This window comes from Comamonas sp. BIGb0152, from assembly GCF_024809975.1.
Taxonomy (GTDB): Bacteria; Pseudomonadota; Gammaproteobacteria; order Burkholderiales; family Burkholderiaceae_C; genus Comamonas.
Map to the genome: position 1 here is coordinate 707,286 of NZ_JANUDY010000001.1, position 16,893 is coordinate 724,178.

Below are 16,893 nucleotides of genomic sequence, written 5' to 3' on the forward strand. Positions count from 1 at the left end.
GGGCACAGGCGATGACAGCGCACCGCATCTCCGTCCCACCCACCGCAGGCCTGGCGCTGCGTTGGTCCGATCTGCGCCCCTGGGGCGACGCGCGTCTGGACCGGGCGCTGGCCGCCTGGCTGGGTGTGGACGATGTGCTGCTGGAATGCTCCGGCACCTCGGCGCTGACGCTGGCACTGCGCACTCTGCGGCAGCTGGCGCCCGATCGCTGCGAGGTGGTAGTACCCGCCTATACCTGCCCCTTGGTGGCGCTGGCTGTGGCCCAGTGTGGCCTGCAGCTGCGCCTATGCGATCTGTCGCCCGATGCACTGGATATGGATAGCAGCCCACTGCATGCGCTGATAAGCCACCGCACCCTTGCCGTGGTGCCCACCCACCTGGGTGGCCGTGTCGCCGATGTTGCCAGCGTGCTGCCCCGCGCCCAGGCCTGCGGCGCCTATGTGATCGAAGACGCCGCCCAGGCGCTGGGCGCCAGCGTGCAAGGGCGCAGCGTGGGCTTGCAGGGCGACATCGCGCTGTTCAGCCTGGCCGTGGGCAAAGGCCTGTCCACCTATGAAGGTGGCGTGCTGCTGGCACGCGACCCCGCGCTGATGGCGGTGCTGCGTGCGCAGCACCAGCAATCGATACGGCCCCACCTGGGCTGGGAGCTGCGCCGCAGCCTGGAACTGCTGGGCTATGCCGCCGCATTCCGGCCCGCCTTGCTCGATCTTGTCTATGGCGCGCCGCTGCGCCGCAGCCTGGCACGGGGCGCCTGGGTGGAGGCGGCCGGCGATGATTTCGACAGCCATATCCCGCAGCACAGCCTGGGGGCCTGGCGCCAGCGCGTCGGCCTGCGCGCGCTGGCGCGGCTGCGCACGCACTGGGCGCATGCACACCAGCAGGCGCAGCGGCGCATCGCCCAGCTGCGCGCCCTGCCCGGCTTAGAGGTGCTGGGCGATACCGCCCCACAGGCACAGGGCATCTGGCCGGTGATCTTGCTGCGCCTGCCCAGTGCCGCCCAGCGCGATGCGCTGATGCGGGCGCACTGGGCCAGTGGCTGGGGCCTGTCGCTGCCCTTCAGCCACATCCTGCCCGACTACGCGCGCTACGCGCCCCTGCTGGGAGACGCCGTGCACGACCCGGTGCCACAGGCGCGCGACTGGGCGCAGCGCCTGCTGGCCATCAGCAACAGCGCCTGGCTCAGCGATGCACTGTTTGCCCAGTTGCTGGACGCGTTGAAGCAGACAAGGCCGCCATCAGCCGCTGGTTGAATGCATGCTGCCCTGCTTGCGCCTGGGCCAGCGTCTGCGCGTTGATCGCCGTGTCCTGGCCATCGCCGGCACTCAGCCAGCGCTTCCACCAGGTGGCATAGCGCCAAGACGAGATATCGCCGGTGACATCGCTGCCCACCAGCTGACCGCCCAGGGCCGCCATGATGCGCAGCGCCTGCGCCTCACGCATCTGGCCCTGGTCCCAGTTGGTGGTCACCACATCGGGGGCAAACACATCCTTGTCGATGCTGAGGTAGCTGCTCTCGCGCGCAGTGGCCAGGACGGCGGTCAAGGCATCGACCAGGCCATCCATGCTGTCAAACGCGCGGAAGGCAGCCGCCATGCCCAGCCGCCGCGCCCAGCCCGTGTCCACGCCGCAGCTCCAGTAGCTGAGCTTGCCGGCGCGCAGCGGGCCCAGGTAGTTCTCCCAGGCGTGGCCCGCGCCAATGTCCTGCGAGGTGATGCCCGCCACATGCACATGCGATACCGCCGGGTGCATGGCAATGCGCCGCACCCAGGAGCCGCAATGCACACCCCAGGGAAAGCGCATGTTGTCGGGGTGGTTGTCCAGCACCACCACGCGCAGCGGGCGTGCCGCCGTAAAGCCCTGGCGGGCGATGCAATGCGTGATCAGCAGCCAGGAGAGGTGGTGAAAATCGCCGCTCCCCATCCAGGCCGTGCCATGCTGCGCCGGCAGCTGGGCCTGTACATGGCGGCTAAAACGCTGGTAGACACCCAGCGATGCCCCAAAGCGGATGGCGTCCTGCCAGTCGCCCAGCGGCAGACGCAGCTCCCCGGCCAGCGGGCCGACGGAGCCATCGACATCCAGCACCAAGGGCTTCATCGCTGCTCCTGCCATGCACGGTCACTTTCAAAATGCCGGGAAAAACGCCGCCCCAAGGCCCGCAGCACCGGGTTGCGGATGTAGACCGCATGCTGGGTGAACGTGAAGCTGGCGCCCAATTGCGCCTTGACTTCGGGGTCGGTCCAGCCGGCGACATAGTGTGACAGGCCGCATTCCAGCGCATATTCCAGATTGACCATCCAGCTGACGAAATACAGATTGGTCTGGCGGGCACGCGGGTAGGACAGGCCGATGTATTTGTCGACCAGCCGGCCGTCATGCGCAAAACACAGGTTCCAGCCCAGCAAGGCACCATCCTGCGCATCGCGGTACTCAAAGACAAGGCCCTGGTTGGCGGCATCGCGCAGCACCGCCGCAAAAAAGCTGCGCGTGAGCTTGTCGAAATGCAGCGCGCTTTGCGCATACACGGCTTCGAACAGCGCGTAGTAGGCATCGACCAGGGCATCGTCGGCAAAGGCTGGGCCGGTGGGAATGCGGCGGATCTGCAATTCGTTGCGGCTCTTGAGCTTGCGGCGCAGGTCGGAGCGCCGGTTCTTCGACAGCCGCGCCAGGTAGGCATCGATGCTCTCGAAATCGATAGGCACATAGGCCAGCGCCTGGCCGTCCACCAGGATAAAGCCCTCATGCTGGAGCGCCTGGGCCAGCCGGTGGGCATCCGCATTGTCGGCCGGGGGCAGCAACGGGGAGGCCTGTGGCAAGTCCTTGACGATGGTCAGCATGCAGCGCCCCGCATGGCGGCACAACTGGGCCGCCAGCCTGTCCATGTCCACATCCGGGGGCAGCACCAGGTACTCGCTCAGGGTCGAGCCTACAAAATCGGTCCGCAACCGCAGCCGCCGTGACAGCCAGGCACCCCCGGGCCATTGCAGGATGCGGCGTTTGACGGTGTCATCGGCGGTGGTCAGCAGATCGAAGGGTGCACGAAAGGCCGGAAAAGGCCGGTCCGAGCGCACCGCAAAGCCTTGCGGCGGATGCGCGGCAAACTGCCGGATCAGCGCAGAGGGCTCCAACTGGTTGCGCGAGGGACGCAGGGGCTCGTCCAAGCTCAGGACCGCTTGGCCAGGCTGATCAGCTGGTCGAGCAGCACCAGCGCTTCATCGATCTCGCTGCGGCTGATCATCAGCGACGGCGCGAAGGTGATCACGTTCTTGTAGTAGCCGCCCACGTCCAGCACCAGGCCGCGTTTTTGGCCCTGGTACTCCAGCTTGCCTTCCAGGCCCAGGTCCACCATCTTGTCCAGCAGTGCCTTGTTGGGGGTAAAGCCATCGGCCGTGCAGATCTCGGCGCGCAGCGCCAGGCCCATGCCATCGACATCGCCGATCTCCGGGTGGCGCTTTTGCAGCTGCTGCAGACCATCGAGGAAATAGGCCCCCGATTCGCGCACCTGGCGGCCAAAGTCCATCTCGTGGGTCATCCGCATGACCTCCAGGCCCAGGGCGGTGCCCAGCGGGTTGGCGGCAAAGGTCGAGTGGGTCGAGCCTGGCGGGAAGACGGTCGGGTTGATCAGTTCCTCACGCGCCCACAGCCCAGACAAGGCGTTCAGACCATTGGTCAGCGCCTTGGCAAACACCAGCACATCGGGCTTGACGCCAAAATTCTCTACCGACCACAAGGTGCCGGTGCGCCAAAAGCCCATCTGGATCTCATCGACCACCAGCAGCACGCCATGGTCGTCGAGCACTTTCTTGAGGCCGTTGAAGAAATTGGGCGGTGGCACCACATAGCCACCGGTGCCCTGGATGGGCTCCACATAGAAAGCCGCGTACTCGCACTGCTGGGTCTTGGGGTCCCAGACGGCGTGGTATTCGTTCTCGAACTTGCGCGCAAACTCCTGCACGATGGCGTCCGCATACTCTTCGGACGTCATGCCCTTGGGCCGGCGGAAGGGGTAGGGAAAGGGGATGAACTGCGCGCGGTCGCTGAAGTGGCCAAAGCGGCGGCGGTAGCGGTAGCTGGAGGTGATGCTGGAGGCCCCCAGGGTGCGGCCGTGGTAGCCGCCCTCAAAGGCAAACATCAGGCTTTTGCCGTTGGTGGCATTGCGCACCACCTTGAGCGAGTCTTCAATCGCCTGGGCCCCGCCCACGTTGAAGTGCACACGGCCTGGCAGGCCCCATTTTTTCTCGGCATCCTGCGCGATGAACTTGGCCAGTTCGATCTTGGTGGGGTGCAGGTACTGGCTGGCGACCTGGGGCAGCTCACGCAGCTGCTCGATCATCTTGTCTTCCAGACGCTTGTTCTTGTAGCCGAAGTTGACGGCCGAGTACCACATCTGCAAGTCCAGGTAGGGCGTGCCCGTCTGGTCATACATGTAGCTGCCTTCGCAGCCGGTAAAGATCTTGGGAGGATTGACGTAATGGACAGTGTCGCCAAAAGAGCAGTATTGGGCTTCGTCAGCCAGCAGTTGTTCGGTGTTGAGGGTCACGGCGCAAGGCTCCAGATTTGAGTCCCGCAAGTCTGGCTTCGCAATGTTGTGGCTCAGCCTACGTTGTTTGTAGGATTGATGGAGATCTTGCCCGCTTCATGGACGACTGCCTCGGCCCGGTTTGGTGCTGGCTGGCGCACGGTGTACCATGATTGCCAACCATGGCCGCCCGACGGGCGGCCGCCGCACTTTGGCCCTTGGCCCCTTCTCCATGAATAGTCCTCAAAAACGTTTTTCGATGATCCGCGAGTTCCACCTCGCCGACTGGTTCACCTTGGGCAATGCCGTCTGCGGCGTGGGCGCGCTGTTCTCGGCGATGACCTTTTTGGAAACCGCTGACCGCCGGCATATCTACTTTGCAGCCGCCCTGGTGCTGGCGGCGCTGGTGTTCGATGTCTTTGATGGCCGCATTGCCCGTTGGCGGCAGAAATCATCGGCCATGGGGCGCGAGCTCGATTCGCTGGCGGATGTGATCTCGTTCGGTGTGGCGCCCGCCATCATTGCTTACGCCTGCGGCATGCAAGGCCTGTGGGACCGTATCGTGCTGGGTTACTTCGTGGCCTGTGGCGTGTCGCGCCTGGCGCGCTACAACGTCACGGCGGAGTCGCTGTCCGAGGGGCCATCGGGCAAGGTGAAGTACTTTGAAGGCACCCCCATCCCCACCTCCATCGTGCTGGTGGCGCTGTTGGCGCTGGCCGCTGCGATGAATGCGGTGCGCGCCGACCTGTGGATGGGCAAGGTGCTGATTGCGGGCTTTACCCTGCACCCGCTGGTGCTGCTGTTTGCGGTGTCGGGCTCGCTGATGATCAGCCGCATCCGGATTCCTAAGCTCTAAGCGAACTTGGACGCAACGCCCAAGTCTCCATCACATCCCGCGAATATGCTCCACATGCGCCAGCAGTGACCGCTTGGCCACCGGCCACAGCCGCTCTGGCGTATCGGCATAGGCGATGGCCACCCAGTCCTCCGGTGTGCCGTCCGGCGCTTGGGCCATGGCCTTGCGCACCTTCTCTTCCCGCGCCATGCGGTGCGCATGCAGCTTGGCAATCACCTGCAGCGGCTGGGCCAGCACATAGCCGTGGGCCGGCAGGATAAAGCCGATCTGGCCTTGCTCGCAGGCCTGGGCCAGCTTGGCGAGCGATGCCAGATACAGGCGCATATTGCCATCGGGCGGATCCACCACCGTGGTGCTGCCGTTCAAGATATGGTCGCCGCTGAACAGCAGGCCGTCTTCTTCCAGCACCAGGCAGACATGGTTGGCCGCATGGCCGGGCGTGTGCAGCACGCGCAGGCTGTGGCTGCGCGCGGGGTCGGTGGGATGCGCCAGTGACAGCACCTGACCATCCTGCAATTCCTGGTCCGGCCTGAACTGGCTGCCGGCCCGTGCGGTGCAGGCCGACGACAGCCCCCAGATCAGCGGCTTGCTGCGGCCGGTTTGGGCCACCAGCGCCTGCAGCGGCGCAGCCGCTGGGGAATGGTCGGCATGCGAATGGGTGCAGACGATGGCGCGGATATCGCCACCGGTGGCGGCCAGGATGCGCGCCAGGTGCGGGTCGTCCTGCGGCTGCGGCTTGGGGCCGGGGTCGAGCACGATAAAGCCCGTCTCGGCGTCGCCGATCAGGTAGGTATTGGTGCCTGGCCCGGTCATGGTGCCGCCGTTGTCCGCCGTCAGGCGTTGCACATTCTTGCGCAGCGGCACCGGCTGCGCACTCTGCCAGCCGAGCACATGGTGCAGCTGTCCATCAGGGCAGACCATGGCCAGCTCGCCATAGGCGCTCTCATGCTCCATAAAGCGCCGCACTTCGCCATCCACCACCGCGCCACGCGGCATGGACTGCCACAGCCATTGGCCCGGCTGCACCTGTTGCAGCGCCTGCAGCACATCGAGCAGGGCCTGCACCGTCGGGTAGGCGGCCAGGCGCTCCAGGGTGACGCGGGTGGGGAACATCACCGTCATGCGCCCCTCGGCCGCATGCTGCAAGGCCTGCGCAGGGTGTACCCACAGGGCCTCGAACTGTTCGCTGTCATCGGTCACCGCCTCCTGCCCCTCGGGCATGCGCGCCACGAAAAAGGGCACATCGAAGCGGATGGGTATCTCCTGCGCGGCCGTCCAGCGCGCCAGCGGCCACAGGGCATCGGCTGCCAAGCTCAGCCCCAGCGCCGCGCATTGGGGCAGCAAGGGCTGGCTGCGGTCCATGCCGGCCACCTCGGCCTGGCTGGCCCAGCGGCCATCGGCATGGCGGGCCAGCAGCACGCCCATCTCCTCCAGGCTCTCGCGGATGGCGGCCTGGGCGTAGGTCAGCTCCTCAGCGGTCTGCGCCGTGCGCCGCGCCAGCTGGTCGTGGTTTTGCGCATCGGCCGCATCGACGGAGCCGCCGGGGAACACATAGTGCCCGGCCGCAAAACGCGCCTTGTCGGAGCGGCGCGACATCAGCACTTCCAGGCGGGTGGCACCCGGCCCCGCCTGCGGGTCTGGTGCATCGCGCAGGAACAAGGCGGTGGCGGCTGCACGGGCCGGCACGGGCTCGCGTTGCACATGGAGTAGCTGGCTGGTTCGGGTCATGCGGCCCATTATCAACACTTGCATGGCCTGCCCATGTCACCCGCAGGGCGGTTGCGCAAGCCCATGGCCACAGACTGTCCGCATCTGCAACCTCGGGGCCGGGTGGCATTGACAGGTTCTCACGCGCTGTGCCCTGCTCGGCATCCGACCGGGCCCAAAAAGCGATAATGGGCGGATGGACATCCGTTTTACCAAGATGCAAGGCGCCGGCAATGATTTTGTCGTGCTCGACGAGACCGCCGGCCCGCTGGGGCTGCGCGCCGACCAGTACCGCTTTTTGGCCGACCGCCATTTTGGCGTTGGTGCCGACCAGATCCTGACGGTGCGGCCCGCGCCCGCCGCAGGGATCGATTTCGAATACATCATCCATAACGCCGATGGCGGCGAGGTGGAGCAATGCGGCAACGGCGCGCGCTGTTTTGCACGTTATGTGTATGACAAGGGCCTGACCGACAAGCGCGCGATCCGGGTCCAGACCCAAAAAGGCGTGATCGCCCCTGAGTTGATGGCCGATGGCCGCGTGACCGTGAACATGGGCCAGCCCCGCCTGCTGCCTGACGAGGTCCCCTTCAACACCAGCGGCCTCACGCCCGTCGCGCAGCACCACACCCAGAAATGGCCGCTGGCGCTGCAGGTGCCCAGCGATCCAACCACGGTGTTCGTGGTGCCGGTGTCCATGGGCAACCCGCATGCGGTGATGCTGGTCGACGATGTGGATACCGCACCGGTCGCATCCCAGGGCCCCGTGCTGGAGTCCCACCCGCGCTTTCCGGAGCGGGTGAATGTGGGCTTCCTGCAAGTCCAAAGCGCGCACCAGGTGCGGCTGCGGGTGTTTGAGCGCGGCACCGGCGAGACCCTGGCCTGCGGCACCGGCGCTTGCGCTGCAGTGGTCGCGGGCATCGCGCTGGGCCTGCTGCAAAGCCCCGTGGATGTGCAGACCCGTGGCGGCCTGCTGACCATCGCCTGGAGCGGCCAGGCAGCCGATCCGGTGATGATGACCGGCCCGGCCACCACGGTGTTCGAAGGGCAAATCAGCATTCCCGATTAGTCCCCCTCCCTGCCCCTGCACCTTGCGGATACCGAATGAAGAGGCGGCCCCCGTGCCGATACAAGAGACACCGATGAACGCCAACAACCAGGTTCCCCCCATTACCGAAGAAGACATTGCCGAGTTCCTGGTGCAGACACCGGATTTCTTCGAGCGCCATGCCCAGGTGCTGACCGGCGTACACATGGTCAGCCCCTATGGCAACCGCACCGTCAGCCTGCAAGAGCGCCAGGCCGAGATGCTGCGCGACAAGATCAAGGGCCTGGAGCACCGCATCATGGACATGATGCGCAACGGCAGCCAGAACCACCACACCATTGACCGTATCCACCACTGGACCTGCGATGTGGTCAAGACCCGCAACCCGCTGCAGCTGCCCGAGGTGATTGCCCAGAGCCTGGCCCAGCACTTTGAGGTGCCCCATGTGGCGCTGCGCCTGTGGGATGTGGCGGAGACCTACCTGAACGAGCCCTTTGCCCAGGGCATCAGCGCCGATGCCCGCAGCTTTGCCAGCTCGCTGTCCACCCCCTACTGCGGCCCCAATGTGGGCGTTGAGCCCGCCGGCTGGCTGCCCCACAGCGCCCAGGTGCAGTCGGTGGTGCTGCTGCCGCTGCGCGATGGCGCCATCCTGAGCGACACCCCCGCCTGGGGCCTGCTGGTGCTGGGCTCACCCGACCCGGCCCGCTTTGAGGCGGACATGGACACCCACCTGCTCGAAAGCATTGGCGAGATTGCCGCCAGCGTGCTCTGCCGCCTGCGCTAGCCCATGGATACGCCAGCCCCTCTGTGCGCCCCCATGCTCCAGTACCTGGAGCATGTGCGCGTGCAAAAGCGGCTGGCCGCACGCACGCACACGCTCTACACCCTGGATTTGCAGCGCCTGTCAGCCATGGCAGCCGAGCTGCCCACCGATGTGCTGCAACTCGGGCCCCAGCATATCCGCCGCTTTGTCGCGCAAATGCATGCCGCAGGCCGCAGTGGGCGCGGCATTGCCTTGATTCTGAGTGGCTGGCGCGGCTTTTACAACTGGGCTGGCCGCGAAGGCCTGGTCGAGCGCAACCCGGTGCAGGACGTGCGCGCCCCCAAATCCCCCAAACCCCTGCCCAAGGCCTTGTCGGTAGACGATGCCGTGCGCTTTGCCGAAACCAGCCATGCCCAGGGCGACCCCTGGGTGCAGGCCCGCGACAGCGCCATGGTCGAGCTGCTGTATGGCAGCGGCCTGCGCGTGGGCGAGCTGGTGGGCCTGGACACCGCCGCCAGCGTGCAGGCCCGCGGCTGGATCGACATGCAAGCGGCCGAGGCCCATGTGCTGGGCAAGGGCAGCAAGCGCCGCATTGTGCCGGTGGGCAAGGCCGCGTTAGCGGCGCTGGCCGCCTGGCTGGCCCTGCGTGACCAGGTAGCGCCCTGCGATGCGGCGCTGTTCATTGGGGTGCGCGGCGCGCGCCTGTCGGCCGCCAGCGTCTGGCAGCGTCTGCGTGAGCGCAGCCTGGTCGCCGGCATGACCACGCCGGTGCATCCGCACATGCTGCGCCATTCCTTTGCCAGCCATGTGCTGCAGTCCAGCCAGGACTTGCGTGCCGTGCAGGAGCTGCTGGGCCACGCCAGCATCACCACCACCCAGGTCTACACCCGGCTCGATTTTCAGCACCTGGCCCAGGTCTACGACCAGGCGCATCCACGCGCGCGCAAAAAGGACTGAGCACCTGCGGCCCCAGCTGCCGGGTGCCAAAGACAAAACGGCCAGCGATCTGCATCGCTGGCCGTTTTGTACGCTATCAAAGTGTGAAGTCTGCCGATAAGCCGGATTCTGTGCACCTGGGTTGCCCCAGGCGTGACCGCCATTACTCTGGGCCGGGTGTCACCACCACGGCTCGACGCTACCTACCCGCCAACTCTGCGGAACCACATCAACGCTGGCCTACTTGGTATTGCTGCGCGTAGAGATTGCCCGTTTCACCCCGGGTGGTTTACCTTGCGGTACGCCCCCCGGACTCGTCTCTGTTGCTCTGATCCTCACCTCACGGTGGGCAGCCGTTAGCTGCTACGCTGTCCTGTGCAGTCCGGACGTTCCTCCAGTGCTGCCTTTCGGCAATTGCACCAGCGGCGGTCTGGCAGGCTTCACAGGCGTGATTATTCCACCGAATGGCCGCCGCCCGCGCCAGCGGCCCAAAAACTGCATGGCATTGCCGGGAATAAGCCGCTCAGCACAGCGCTACTCCAGCACCGCACTGCTGAACTCGCGCCGAAACTGCTCGGGCGGCATGCCCGCGGCACGCTGGAACATGGCGATAAAGGCCGAGGCCGTGCTGTAGCCCAGGTCAAAAGCGATCTCCTGCACCGTCTGGCCCTGGCCCAGCGCATCCACCGCACACAGATGGCGCAGGCGCTGGCGCCATTCGGCCAGGCCCATGCCCAACTCCTGGTGGCAGTGCCGGGCCAGGGTGCGCTCGGTCAGGTGCACCGAGGCCGCCCAGTCGGCCATGGTGCGGCGGCTGCCCGGCTCAGCCTTGAGGGCGTCGAGCACGGTCACCAGTGCCTTGGACTGGGCAGCGGGCAGAAAACTGTGCTCGGACGGCGCCTGCCGCATCTGGTCCACCATGACCTCGGCCAGGCGCAGGTCTTCGGGCGTTGCGGGCCGGCGTATGTCACGTTGGGCCAGATCGGCCAGGATGCTGCGCGCGATGGCGCTGATGCGGATGATGCAGGCATGCCCAGGCAGGCCCGTGCACAGCGCCGGCTGCACATAAAACGAGCGGTAGACGGCCGCCTGCGGCACATAGCAGTTGTGCTCCACCGCTGGCGGAATCCAGATACCGTACTGCGGCGGCGCCACCAGGCTCCGCCCTTGGGTGACGATGGTCATCGTGCCATGCGATGTGTAGTTCAGATGCCCGGGCCGGTGGCGGTGCGCATCGGCAAAGCTGCCGGCGGCAAACTCGTCATAACGCACCAGATAGGGCGCCGTCTCGGCATCCACGTCATAGATTTTCAGTGCCTGGCCTGTCGCCATGGTGGCTCCTTGCAGCGACCCGCCAGCGCAACATGTCTGGCTTGGTGGCTGAATTGTCAGATTACAGCTATAGGCTTTAAACCCGCCACGGCGATGATAGCAGCCAGACGTTTTTGAGTTCTAGACATATGCAATACCTGTATCCGCTGCTCGCGGTCTTGATCTGGTCGGGCAACACGGTGGTCAGCAAACAAGCCGCTGGCGCCATCGCACCCATTGAAATCGGCTTTCTGCGCTGGGTGCTGGCGGTGCTGCTGGTCACCCCCATGCTGCTGCCTGCCGTTTGGCGCAACCGCGAGGCCATCCGAGGCCATGCCGGTCAAATCCTGGTGCTGGGCATTTTGGGCATGGTGGTCTACCAAAGCTGCGCCTACTTTGCCGCCGCCTACACCACGGCCACGCACATGGGCATCATCCTGACCTTGTCGCCACTGGTGGTGCTGGGTATCTGTGTCGGCCTGCTGGGCCAGGTGCTGACGGCGGGCGGCGCCTTCGGCTCGCTGCTGGCCTTTGCCGGCGTGGTCTTGGTCATCAGCGAAGGCCATCCCAGCTCGCTGCTCGCCCAGGGCATCAACCGGGGCGATCTGCTGATGCTGCTGGCCTGCCTGGCCTATGCGGCCTACAACATCTTGCTCAAACGCTGGGCCATGCCGCGTGTGCCCAGCTGGCAGCTGCTGTACCTGCAGATGGTGGTGGCCATGTTCGCCCAGCTGCCGTTCTACCTGGCCTCACCCAAGGTCGGCCTCAATGCCGACAACTGGTACCTGGTCGCCTATGCCGGCACCATGGCATCGATTGTGGCCACCTGGATGTGGATGACCGCCGTGGCCAGGCTGGGCCCCAGCCGCTCCATCATGTTCTTCAACCTGACCCCGCTGCTGACCGCGCTGATCGCCTCGGCCTGGGCCAAAGAGCAGCTGCACAGCTATTTGTGGATTGGCGGGGCGATGACCATTTTGGGCGTGCTGCTGGCCGAGCTGTGGAAAACGCCGCTGCGCCGCGCCAGAGGCAGTGCCCGCAACGCGGTCTGAAAGCTCAGCCCATCGCCAAGAGGTCGTAGATGGTCTTGGCCATCAGCCCCAGCAGGCCGCAGACCGATACCAGCATCAGCCAGGGCGCCCAGGCCTTGTCGCGCCAAGAAAAGCCCAGCATCAGGCTGACGCAGCAAATGCCCAGCAAAACCAGGGTGGTGTTGAAACTCAGCAAACGGCCTCCGTGCACAGTGGTGTGGATCAGCGGTCATCTTCCGCCCATTGGCCGGTTGGCTTGTTGACGGCCATCAAGGAATGCGGACGCGCCTAAGCCCTCCGCCCCCTTCTCGCTAAGAACATGCTTGGCATATTGATATTCCAGATGGAATGATCAACTGCGTCACAATGGTTCGACGATTTCCACCCCCTACCCCTTGATCCGCTGGAGGCTCCATGAAAGTTGAGAACATTCTGCACACCATTGGCAACACGCCGGTGGTCCATATCAACCGCCTGTTTGGCCCTGGCGCCCAGGTCTGGATCAAGTCCGAGCGCAGCAACCCCGGCGGCTCCATCAAGGACCGGATTGCGCTGGCGATGATTGAAGATGCCGAAAAGTCTGGCGCACTGCAGCCCGGTGGCACCATCATTGAGCCCACCAGCGGCAACACCGGCGTGGGCCTGGCCCTCGTCGCTGCCGTCAAAGGCTACAAGCTCATCTTGGTGATGCCCGAGAGCATGTCCATCGAGCGCCGCCGCCTGATGCTGGCCTATGGCGCCAGCTTTGACCTGACCCCCAAGGAAAAAGGCATGAAGGGCGCCATCGCCCGCGCCGAAGAGCTGGCCGCGCAAACCCCCGGATCCTGGATTCCGCAGCAGTTCGAAAACCCCGCCAACACTGCCGTGCATGAGCGCACCACCGCCCAAGAGTTGCTGGCCGATTTCCCCGATGGCCTGGATGTGCTGATCACCGGCGTGGGCACCGGCGGCCACTTGTCGGGTGTGGCCCATGTGCTCAAGGCCAAGTTCCCCCAGCTCAAGGTCTATGCGGTCGAGCCCACGGCCTCGCCGGTCATCTCGGGCGGCCAGCCCGCGCCCCACCCGATCCAGGGCATTGGTGCCGGCTTTATTCCGCGCAACCTCGATACCAGCGTGCTCGACGGCGTGATCCAGGTCGATGCCGAGCCCGCCCGTGAATACGCGCGCCGCGCCGCCCGCGAGGAAGGCCTGCTGGTCGGCATCTCGTCCGGCGCCACCTTGGCCGCCATCGCACAAAAGCTGCCCGATCTGCCAGCCAACGCCAAGGTGCTGGGCTTTGCCTATGACACCGGTGAGCGCTACCTGTCGGTCGAGGGCTTTCTGCCCGCCTGATCACCGCAGCCGCCCCTGCGCTCTACCCCCAGCCCCTGGCATCCAAGCCAGGGGCTTTTTTATTACCTATCGTCACATCAAAATGGATAACCATAATTAATTTATGGAGCCAGCCATGCCATATTTCAGGCCGAGCGCGTTTTCTTGCCCAGCCACCTTCCAGCCCCTTTTTCCGATTGCGCTGCTGATCTTGGCCCGAGCACCTGGCCCCTAACCAGAAGCCCCGCGCCCGCCTCGTCCACCCAAAAACTTCCCAACACCTGGAGAGACCGTGATGCAATTTTCCTGGAACGATCCAACGGCGATCATGTTCGCCATCTACCTGGTGGCCATGCTGGCCATTGGCTGGCTCGGCTACTTGGGCACCAAGAACCTGTCCGATTACATCCTGGGCGGCCGCAGCCTGGGCAGCTTCGTGACCGCCCTGTCGGCGGGGGCATCGGACATGAGCGGCTGGCTGCTGATGGGCCTTCCGGGGGCGATCTACGCCTCCGGCCTGTCCGAATCCTGGATTGCAGTCGGCCTCATCTTTGGCGCCTACCTCAACTGGTTTTTCGTCGCGGGACGCCTGCGCCTCTACACCGAGCGCGCTGGCAATGCACTGACCTTGCCCGACTATCTGGCCAACCGCTTCGAGGACAAAACCAATCTGCTGCGCATCGTTACCGCGCTGGTGATCCTGGTGTTCTTCACCTTGTACTGCGCCTCGGGTGTGGTGGCGGGTGCACGCCTGTTCGAGAACATGTTTGGCATGCACTACACCACCGCGCTATGGGTGGGCGCGGCTTGCACCATCGCCTATGTGCTGATTGGTGGCTTTCTGGCCGTGAGCTGGACGGACACCATCCAGGCCTCGCTGATGATCACCGCGCTGATCCTGGCACCGGTCATCGCCTGGCTGGCCGTGCAAGGCCAGTTGCAGCCCGGCCAGGACCTGCATACCATCGTGGCCGCCGAGAAGTTCGATCTGCTGCGCGGCGCCAGCGTTGCCGGTATCGTCTCGCTGCTGGCCTGGGGCCTGGGTTACTTTGGCCAGCCGCATATCCTGGTGCGCTTCATGGCCGCCTCGTCGGTGCAGACCATTCCCTCCTCACGTCGCATCAGCATGGGCTGGATGATTCTCTGCCTGGGCGGTGCCATGGCCGTGGGCTTCATCGGTATCCCGTATTTCGCGGCCCATCCCGAAGGCGCTGTGGCCGTGAACGCCAACGCCGAGACCGTGTTCATCGAGATCGCCAAACAGCTGTTCAACCCCTGGATCACCGGCGCGCTGCTGGCGGCCATTCTGGGCGCAGTGATGAGCACGCTGTCGTGCCAGCTGCTGGTGTGTTCCAGCGCGCTGACTGAAGATATCTACCGTGTCTTCCTGCGCAAGCAGGCCAGCCAGACCGAGCTGGTGTGGGTCGGCCGCGCCATGGTGCTGCTGGTGGCCCTGATTGCGATTGTCATCGCGCGCAACCCCGAGGCCAAGGTGCTGGGCATGGTGAGCTATGCCTGGGCAGGTTTTGGCGCCGCTTTCGGCCCAGTCATCATCTTGTCGCTGTTCTGGGGCCGCATGACGCGCGGCGGCGCACTGGCCGGCATCATTGTCGGGGCCGTCACGGTGCTGGTGTGGAAGCAGTTCGGCTGGCTGGGCCTGTACGAGATCATCCCCGGCTTCATGCTGGCCTGGATCGCTACCGTCGTCGTTAGCCGCATGGGGCCAGCGCCCTCGCCGGCCATGGCGCAAACACATGCCGAGGTGGAACGCGAGTTCGCCCAGCTGCCCCGCTGATTGGCAGCGCTGCGGAACAAAAAAGGGAGCGTGCCAGGCACGCTCCCTTTTTTGCGGCGAGTGGCCAAGGCCTTCAGGCATCCGTCACAGGGGCCAATCCAGCGCTGTCCACCTGGGCTTCCAGGCGCTTGACGCGGCTCTTGCGCCAGGCCGACCAGGTCACCGCAGCGAGCAAGAACGCGCTGATGCAGACAAAGGTGGCACTGATGGGGCGCTGCATGAAGACCATCATGTCACCCCGGGACAGCAGCAGCGCACGGCGGAAGTTCTCCTCCATCATGGGGCCCAGCACAAAGCCCAGCATGATGGGTGCGACCGAGAAGTCCAGCACCATCAAGATGGCGCCGATGATGCCGAAAGCCAGCACCTCCCAGATGTGGAACAGGCTGTTTTGCGTGGTAAACACCCCCACCGCGATGAAGAACATCGCCGACGGGAACAGGTACTTGTAGGGCACGGCCAGCATCTTCACCCAGACGCCGATCAGCGGCACATTCAGGATCATCAGGATCACATTGCCGATCCAGAAGCTGGCAATCAGGCCCCAGAAAATGTCCGGGTGCTCACTGATCAGCTGCGGGCCTGGCTGGATGCCCTGGATCAACAACGCGCCCAGCAGCAAGGCCATCACGGCATCGCCCGGAATGCCCAGGCTCATGGTCGGGATGAAGTCCACCTGGGTCTTCGAGTGCGCCGAGGCCTCAGGGGCTGCGACGCCAGCGATCATGCCGGTGCCAAAGCGGCTGGGGTCCTTGGCCACCTTTTGCTCCAGCGCATAGGCGATGAAGGTGGTGATGGTTGGGCCCGTGCCGGGCATGGCGCCAAACAAGGTGCCCACGGCCGTGCCGCGCACCATCGGCCAGAAGGCCTCTTTCAGCTCGGCCATCGAGGGGCGCATGTCGCGGATGCGCATCTTGGTGTTGCTGGTGATGGCCTTCATCTTGTTGACGTTGAGCAAGAAGTCGGCAATGCCGAACAAGCCCATGGCCACGGCCACCATCTCCAGGCCATCGCTCAGGTCCGGAAGGTCGAAGGCAAAGCGGAAAGTGCCGCTGTTCACATCGGTGCCAACGATGCCGCAGAGCAGTCCAAACAAGGTCATGGCCACCCCCTTGAGCGGCGAGCCGCGCGACATGGTCGAACCCGCCAGCAAGCCCAGCAGCATGATGGAGAACAGCTCGGCAGGGCCAAATTTGAACGCGATGGTGGTCAGCAGCGGCGAGGCGAAAATCATCACGATGATGCCGACCGAAGCGGCAAAGAACGAGCAGATCATCGTGATGCCCAGCGCCGTTCCGCCCTTGCCTTTCTTGGTCATCGGGTAGCCGTCCAGGCAGGTCACTGCATGGGGCGGGTGCGAAGGCAGGTTCAGCAAGATGGCGCCGATCGCGCCGCCGTACTGTGAGCCGTAGAAGATACCGGCCAGCATCAGGATGGCGGGAACCGGTTGCATGGTGTAGGTCAGCGGCAGCAGGATGGAGATCGCCGACAGCGCGCCCATGCCCGGCAGCACGCCAATCAGGTTACCCACCAGCACGCCGAAGAAGGACCACATCAGATTGTGGCCCTGGAAGGCGATGCCAAAGCCGAACCAGAGGTCTTGCAATGCTTGTCCCATG

Annotated in this window: 15 protein-coding genes and 1 other RNA gene; 8 read left to right on the plus strand and 8 right to left on the minus strand. The window is 65.0% G+C overall.

Features of this window, described 5'->3' with window-relative positions; translation table 11 throughout:
* The first annotated feature begins 11 nt into the window (after positions 1-11).
* On the plus strand, positions 12-1,250 hold the full coding sequence (locus M2375_RS03180; protein WP_259163879.1) for a DegT/DnrJ/EryC1/StrS family aminotransferase: 1,239 nt from the start codon (positions 12-14) through the stop codon (positions 1,248-1,250).
* Here the strand turns inward: M2375_RS03180 and M2375_RS03185 are convergent.
* Genes M2375_RS03185 through M2375_RS03195 form a run of 3 tightly spaced genes read right to left on the minus strand, consistent with a single transcriptional unit; the run spans position 1,180 to position 4,537 of the window.
* Positions 1,180-2,094, minus strand: coding sequence for an arginase family protein (locus tag M2375_RS03185; protein WP_259163881.1), 915 nt, complete (start codon positions 2,092-2,094; stop codon positions 1,180-1,182). The genes M2375_RS03180 and M2375_RS03185 overlap by 71 nt on opposite strands.
* On the minus strand, positions 2,091-3,158 hold the full coding sequence (locus M2375_RS03190; RefSeq protein WP_259163883.1) for a GNAT family N-acetyltransferase: 1,068 nt from the start codon (positions 3,156-3,158) through the stop codon (positions 2,091-2,093). Before M2375_RS03190 ends, M2375_RS03185 begins: the two co-directional genes overlap by 4 nt.
* A gap of 2 nt (positions 3,159-3,160) precedes the next feature.
* Positions 3,161-4,537: an aspartate aminotransferase family protein gene (locus M2375_RS03195; RefSeq protein ID WP_259163884.1), complete on the minus strand. Its 1,377-nt coding sequence runs from the start codon at positions 4,535-4,537 to the stop codon at positions 3,161-3,163.
* A gap of 211 nt (positions 4,538-4,748) precedes the next feature.
* Here M2375_RS03195 and pssA point away from each other — a divergent pair, with 211 nt between their 5' ends.
* Positions 4,749-5,372, plus strand: a complete 624-nt coding sequence (gene pssA, locus M2375_RS03200) for a CDP-diacylglycerol--serine O-phosphatidyltransferase (RefSeq protein ID WP_259163885.1) — start codon at positions 4,749-4,751, stop codon at positions 5,370-5,372.
* A gap of 30 nt (positions 5,373-5,402) precedes the next feature.
* Here the strand turns inward: pssA and M2375_RS03205 are convergent, their stop codons facing one another.
* Positions 5,403-7,100, minus strand: coding sequence for an MBL fold metallo-hydrolase (locus tag M2375_RS03205; protein WP_259163886.1), 1,698 nt, complete (start codon positions 7,098-7,100; stop codon positions 5,403-5,405).
* 175 nt (positions 7,101-7,275) lie between these two features.
* On the opposite strand from M2375_RS03205, the gene dapF reads away from it, so the two are divergent.
* From dapF to M2375_RS03220, 3 genes are all read left to right on the plus strand, one after another.
* The gene (dapF, locus tag M2375_RS03210; RefSeq protein ID WP_259163887.1) at positions 7,276-8,148 is read left to right on the plus strand and encodes a diaminopimelate epimerase; all 873 of its coding nucleotides are present in this window, start codon (positions 7,276-7,278) and stop codon (positions 8,146-8,148) included.
* 73 nt (positions 8,149-8,221) lie between these two features.
* Positions 8,222-8,911 (plus strand): DUF484 family protein, encoded by a 690-nt coding sequence (locus M2375_RS03215; RefSeq protein WP_259163888.1) that lies wholly within the window; start codon positions 8,222-8,224, stop codon positions 8,909-8,911.
* Between the two features lie 33 nt (positions 8,912-8,944).
* Positions 8,945-9,847 carry a tyrosine recombinase XerC gene (locus tag M2375_RS03220; protein ID WP_259163889.1) on the plus strand — a complete coding sequence of 301 codons (903 nt, stop codon included), beginning with the start codon at positions 8,945-8,947 and terminating at the stop codon, positions 9,845-9,847.
* 81 nt (positions 9,848-9,928) lie between these two features.
* Here the strand turns inward: M2375_RS03220 and rnpB are convergent.
* Together rnpB and M2375_RS03230 are read right to left on the minus strand one after the other, a co-directional pair.
* An RNA gene (rnpB, locus tag M2375_RS03225) (RNase P RNA component class A) lies at positions 9,929-10,268 on the minus strand.
* Positions 10,269-10,360: 92 nt separating this feature from the next.
* Positions 10,361-11,158: a helix-turn-helix transcriptional regulator gene (locus tag M2375_RS03230; protein WP_259163890.1), complete on the minus strand. Its 798-nt coding sequence runs from the start codon at positions 11,156-11,158 to the stop codon at positions 10,361-10,363.
* A 128-nt stretch (positions 11,159-11,286) separates the two neighbouring features.
* Between M2375_RS03230 and M2375_RS03235 the strand changes: the two genes are divergently transcribed.
* Entirely contained in the window at positions 11,287-12,189 is a 903-nt protein-coding gene (locus M2375_RS03235) for a DMT family transporter (RefSeq protein ID WP_259163892.1), read from the plus strand.
* Positions 12,190-12,193: 4 nt separating this feature from the next.
* Here the strand turns inward: M2375_RS03235 and M2375_RS03240 are convergent, their stop codons facing one another.
* Complete coding sequence (locus tag M2375_RS03240; RefSeq protein ID WP_259163895.1) at positions 12,194-12,364, minus strand: hypothetical protein; 171 nt, start codon at positions 12,362-12,364, stop codon at positions 12,194-12,196.
* A gap of 218 nt (positions 12,365-12,582) precedes the next feature.
* Between M2375_RS03240 and cysK the strand changes: the two genes are divergently transcribed.
* Positions 12,583-13,500: a cysteine synthase A gene (gene cysK / locus M2375_RS03245; RefSeq protein WP_259163896.1), complete on the plus strand. Its 918-nt coding sequence runs from the start codon at positions 12,583-12,585 to the stop codon at positions 13,498-13,500.
* A gap of 274 nt (positions 13,501-13,774) precedes the next feature.
* Positions 13,775-15,274 (plus strand): sodium/proline symporter PutP, encoded by a 1,500-nt coding sequence (putP, locus tag M2375_RS03250; protein WP_259163897.1) that lies wholly within the window; start codon positions 13,775-13,777, stop codon positions 15,272-15,274.
* 73 nt (positions 15,275-15,347) lie between these two features.
* On the opposite strand, the gene M2375_RS03255 is transcribed toward putP, so the two are convergent.
* On the minus strand, positions 15,348-16,892 hold the full coding sequence (locus M2375_RS03255; RefSeq protein WP_259163898.1) for a tripartite tricarboxylate transporter permease: 1,545 nt from the start codon (positions 16,890-16,892) through the stop codon (positions 15,348-15,350).
* Position 16,893: the final 1 nt, after the last annotated feature.

Excerpts from the sequence above, each read along its gene's own strand:
- M2375_RS03180 (WP_259163879.1), top strand. The coding sequence starts at position 12 with ATGACAGCGCACCGCATCTCCGTCCCACCCACCGCAGGCCTGGCGCTG.
- M2375_RS03185 (WP_259163881.1), bottom strand. The coding sequence starts at position 2,094 with ATGAAGCCCTTGGTGCTGGATGTCGATGGCTCCGTCGGCCCGCTGGCC.
- pssA (WP_259163885.1), top strand. The coding sequence starts at position 4,749 with ATGAATAGTCCTCAAAAACGTTTTTCGATGATCCGCGAGTTCCACCTC.
- M2375_RS03205 (WP_259163886.1), bottom strand. The coding sequence starts at position 7,100 with ATGACCCGAACCAGCCAGCTACTCCATGTGCAACGCGAGCCCGTGCCG.
- dapF (WP_259163887.1), top strand. The coding sequence starts at position 7,276 with ATGGACATCCGTTTTACCAAGATGCAAGGCGCCGGCAATGATTTTGTC.
- M2375_RS03215 (WP_259163888.1), top strand. The coding sequence starts at position 8,222 with ATGAACGCCAACAACCAGGTTCCCCCCATTACCGAAGAAGACATTGCC.
- M2375_RS03220 (WP_259163889.1), top strand. The coding sequence starts at position 8,945 with ATGCTCCAGTACCTGGAGCATGTGCGCGTGCAAAAGCGGCTGGCCGCA.
- M2375_RS03230 (WP_259163890.1), bottom strand. The coding sequence starts at position 11,158 with ATGGCGACAGGCCAGGCACTGAAAATCTATGACGTGGATGCCGAGACG.
- M2375_RS03235 (WP_259163892.1), top strand. The coding sequence starts at position 11,287 with ATGCAATACCTGTATCCGCTGCTCGCGGTCTTGATCTGGTCGGGCAAC.
- cysK (WP_259163896.1), top strand. The coding sequence starts at position 12,583 with ATGAAAGTTGAGAACATTCTGCACACCATTGGCAACACGCCGGTGGTC.
- putP (WP_259163897.1), top strand. The coding sequence starts at position 13,775 with ATGCAATTTTCCTGGAACGATCCAACGGCGATCATGTTCGCCATCTAC.
- M2375_RS03255 (WP_259163898.1), bottom strand. The coding sequence starts at position 16,892 with ATGGGACAAGCATTGCAAGACCTCTGGTTCGGCTTTGGCATCGCCTTC.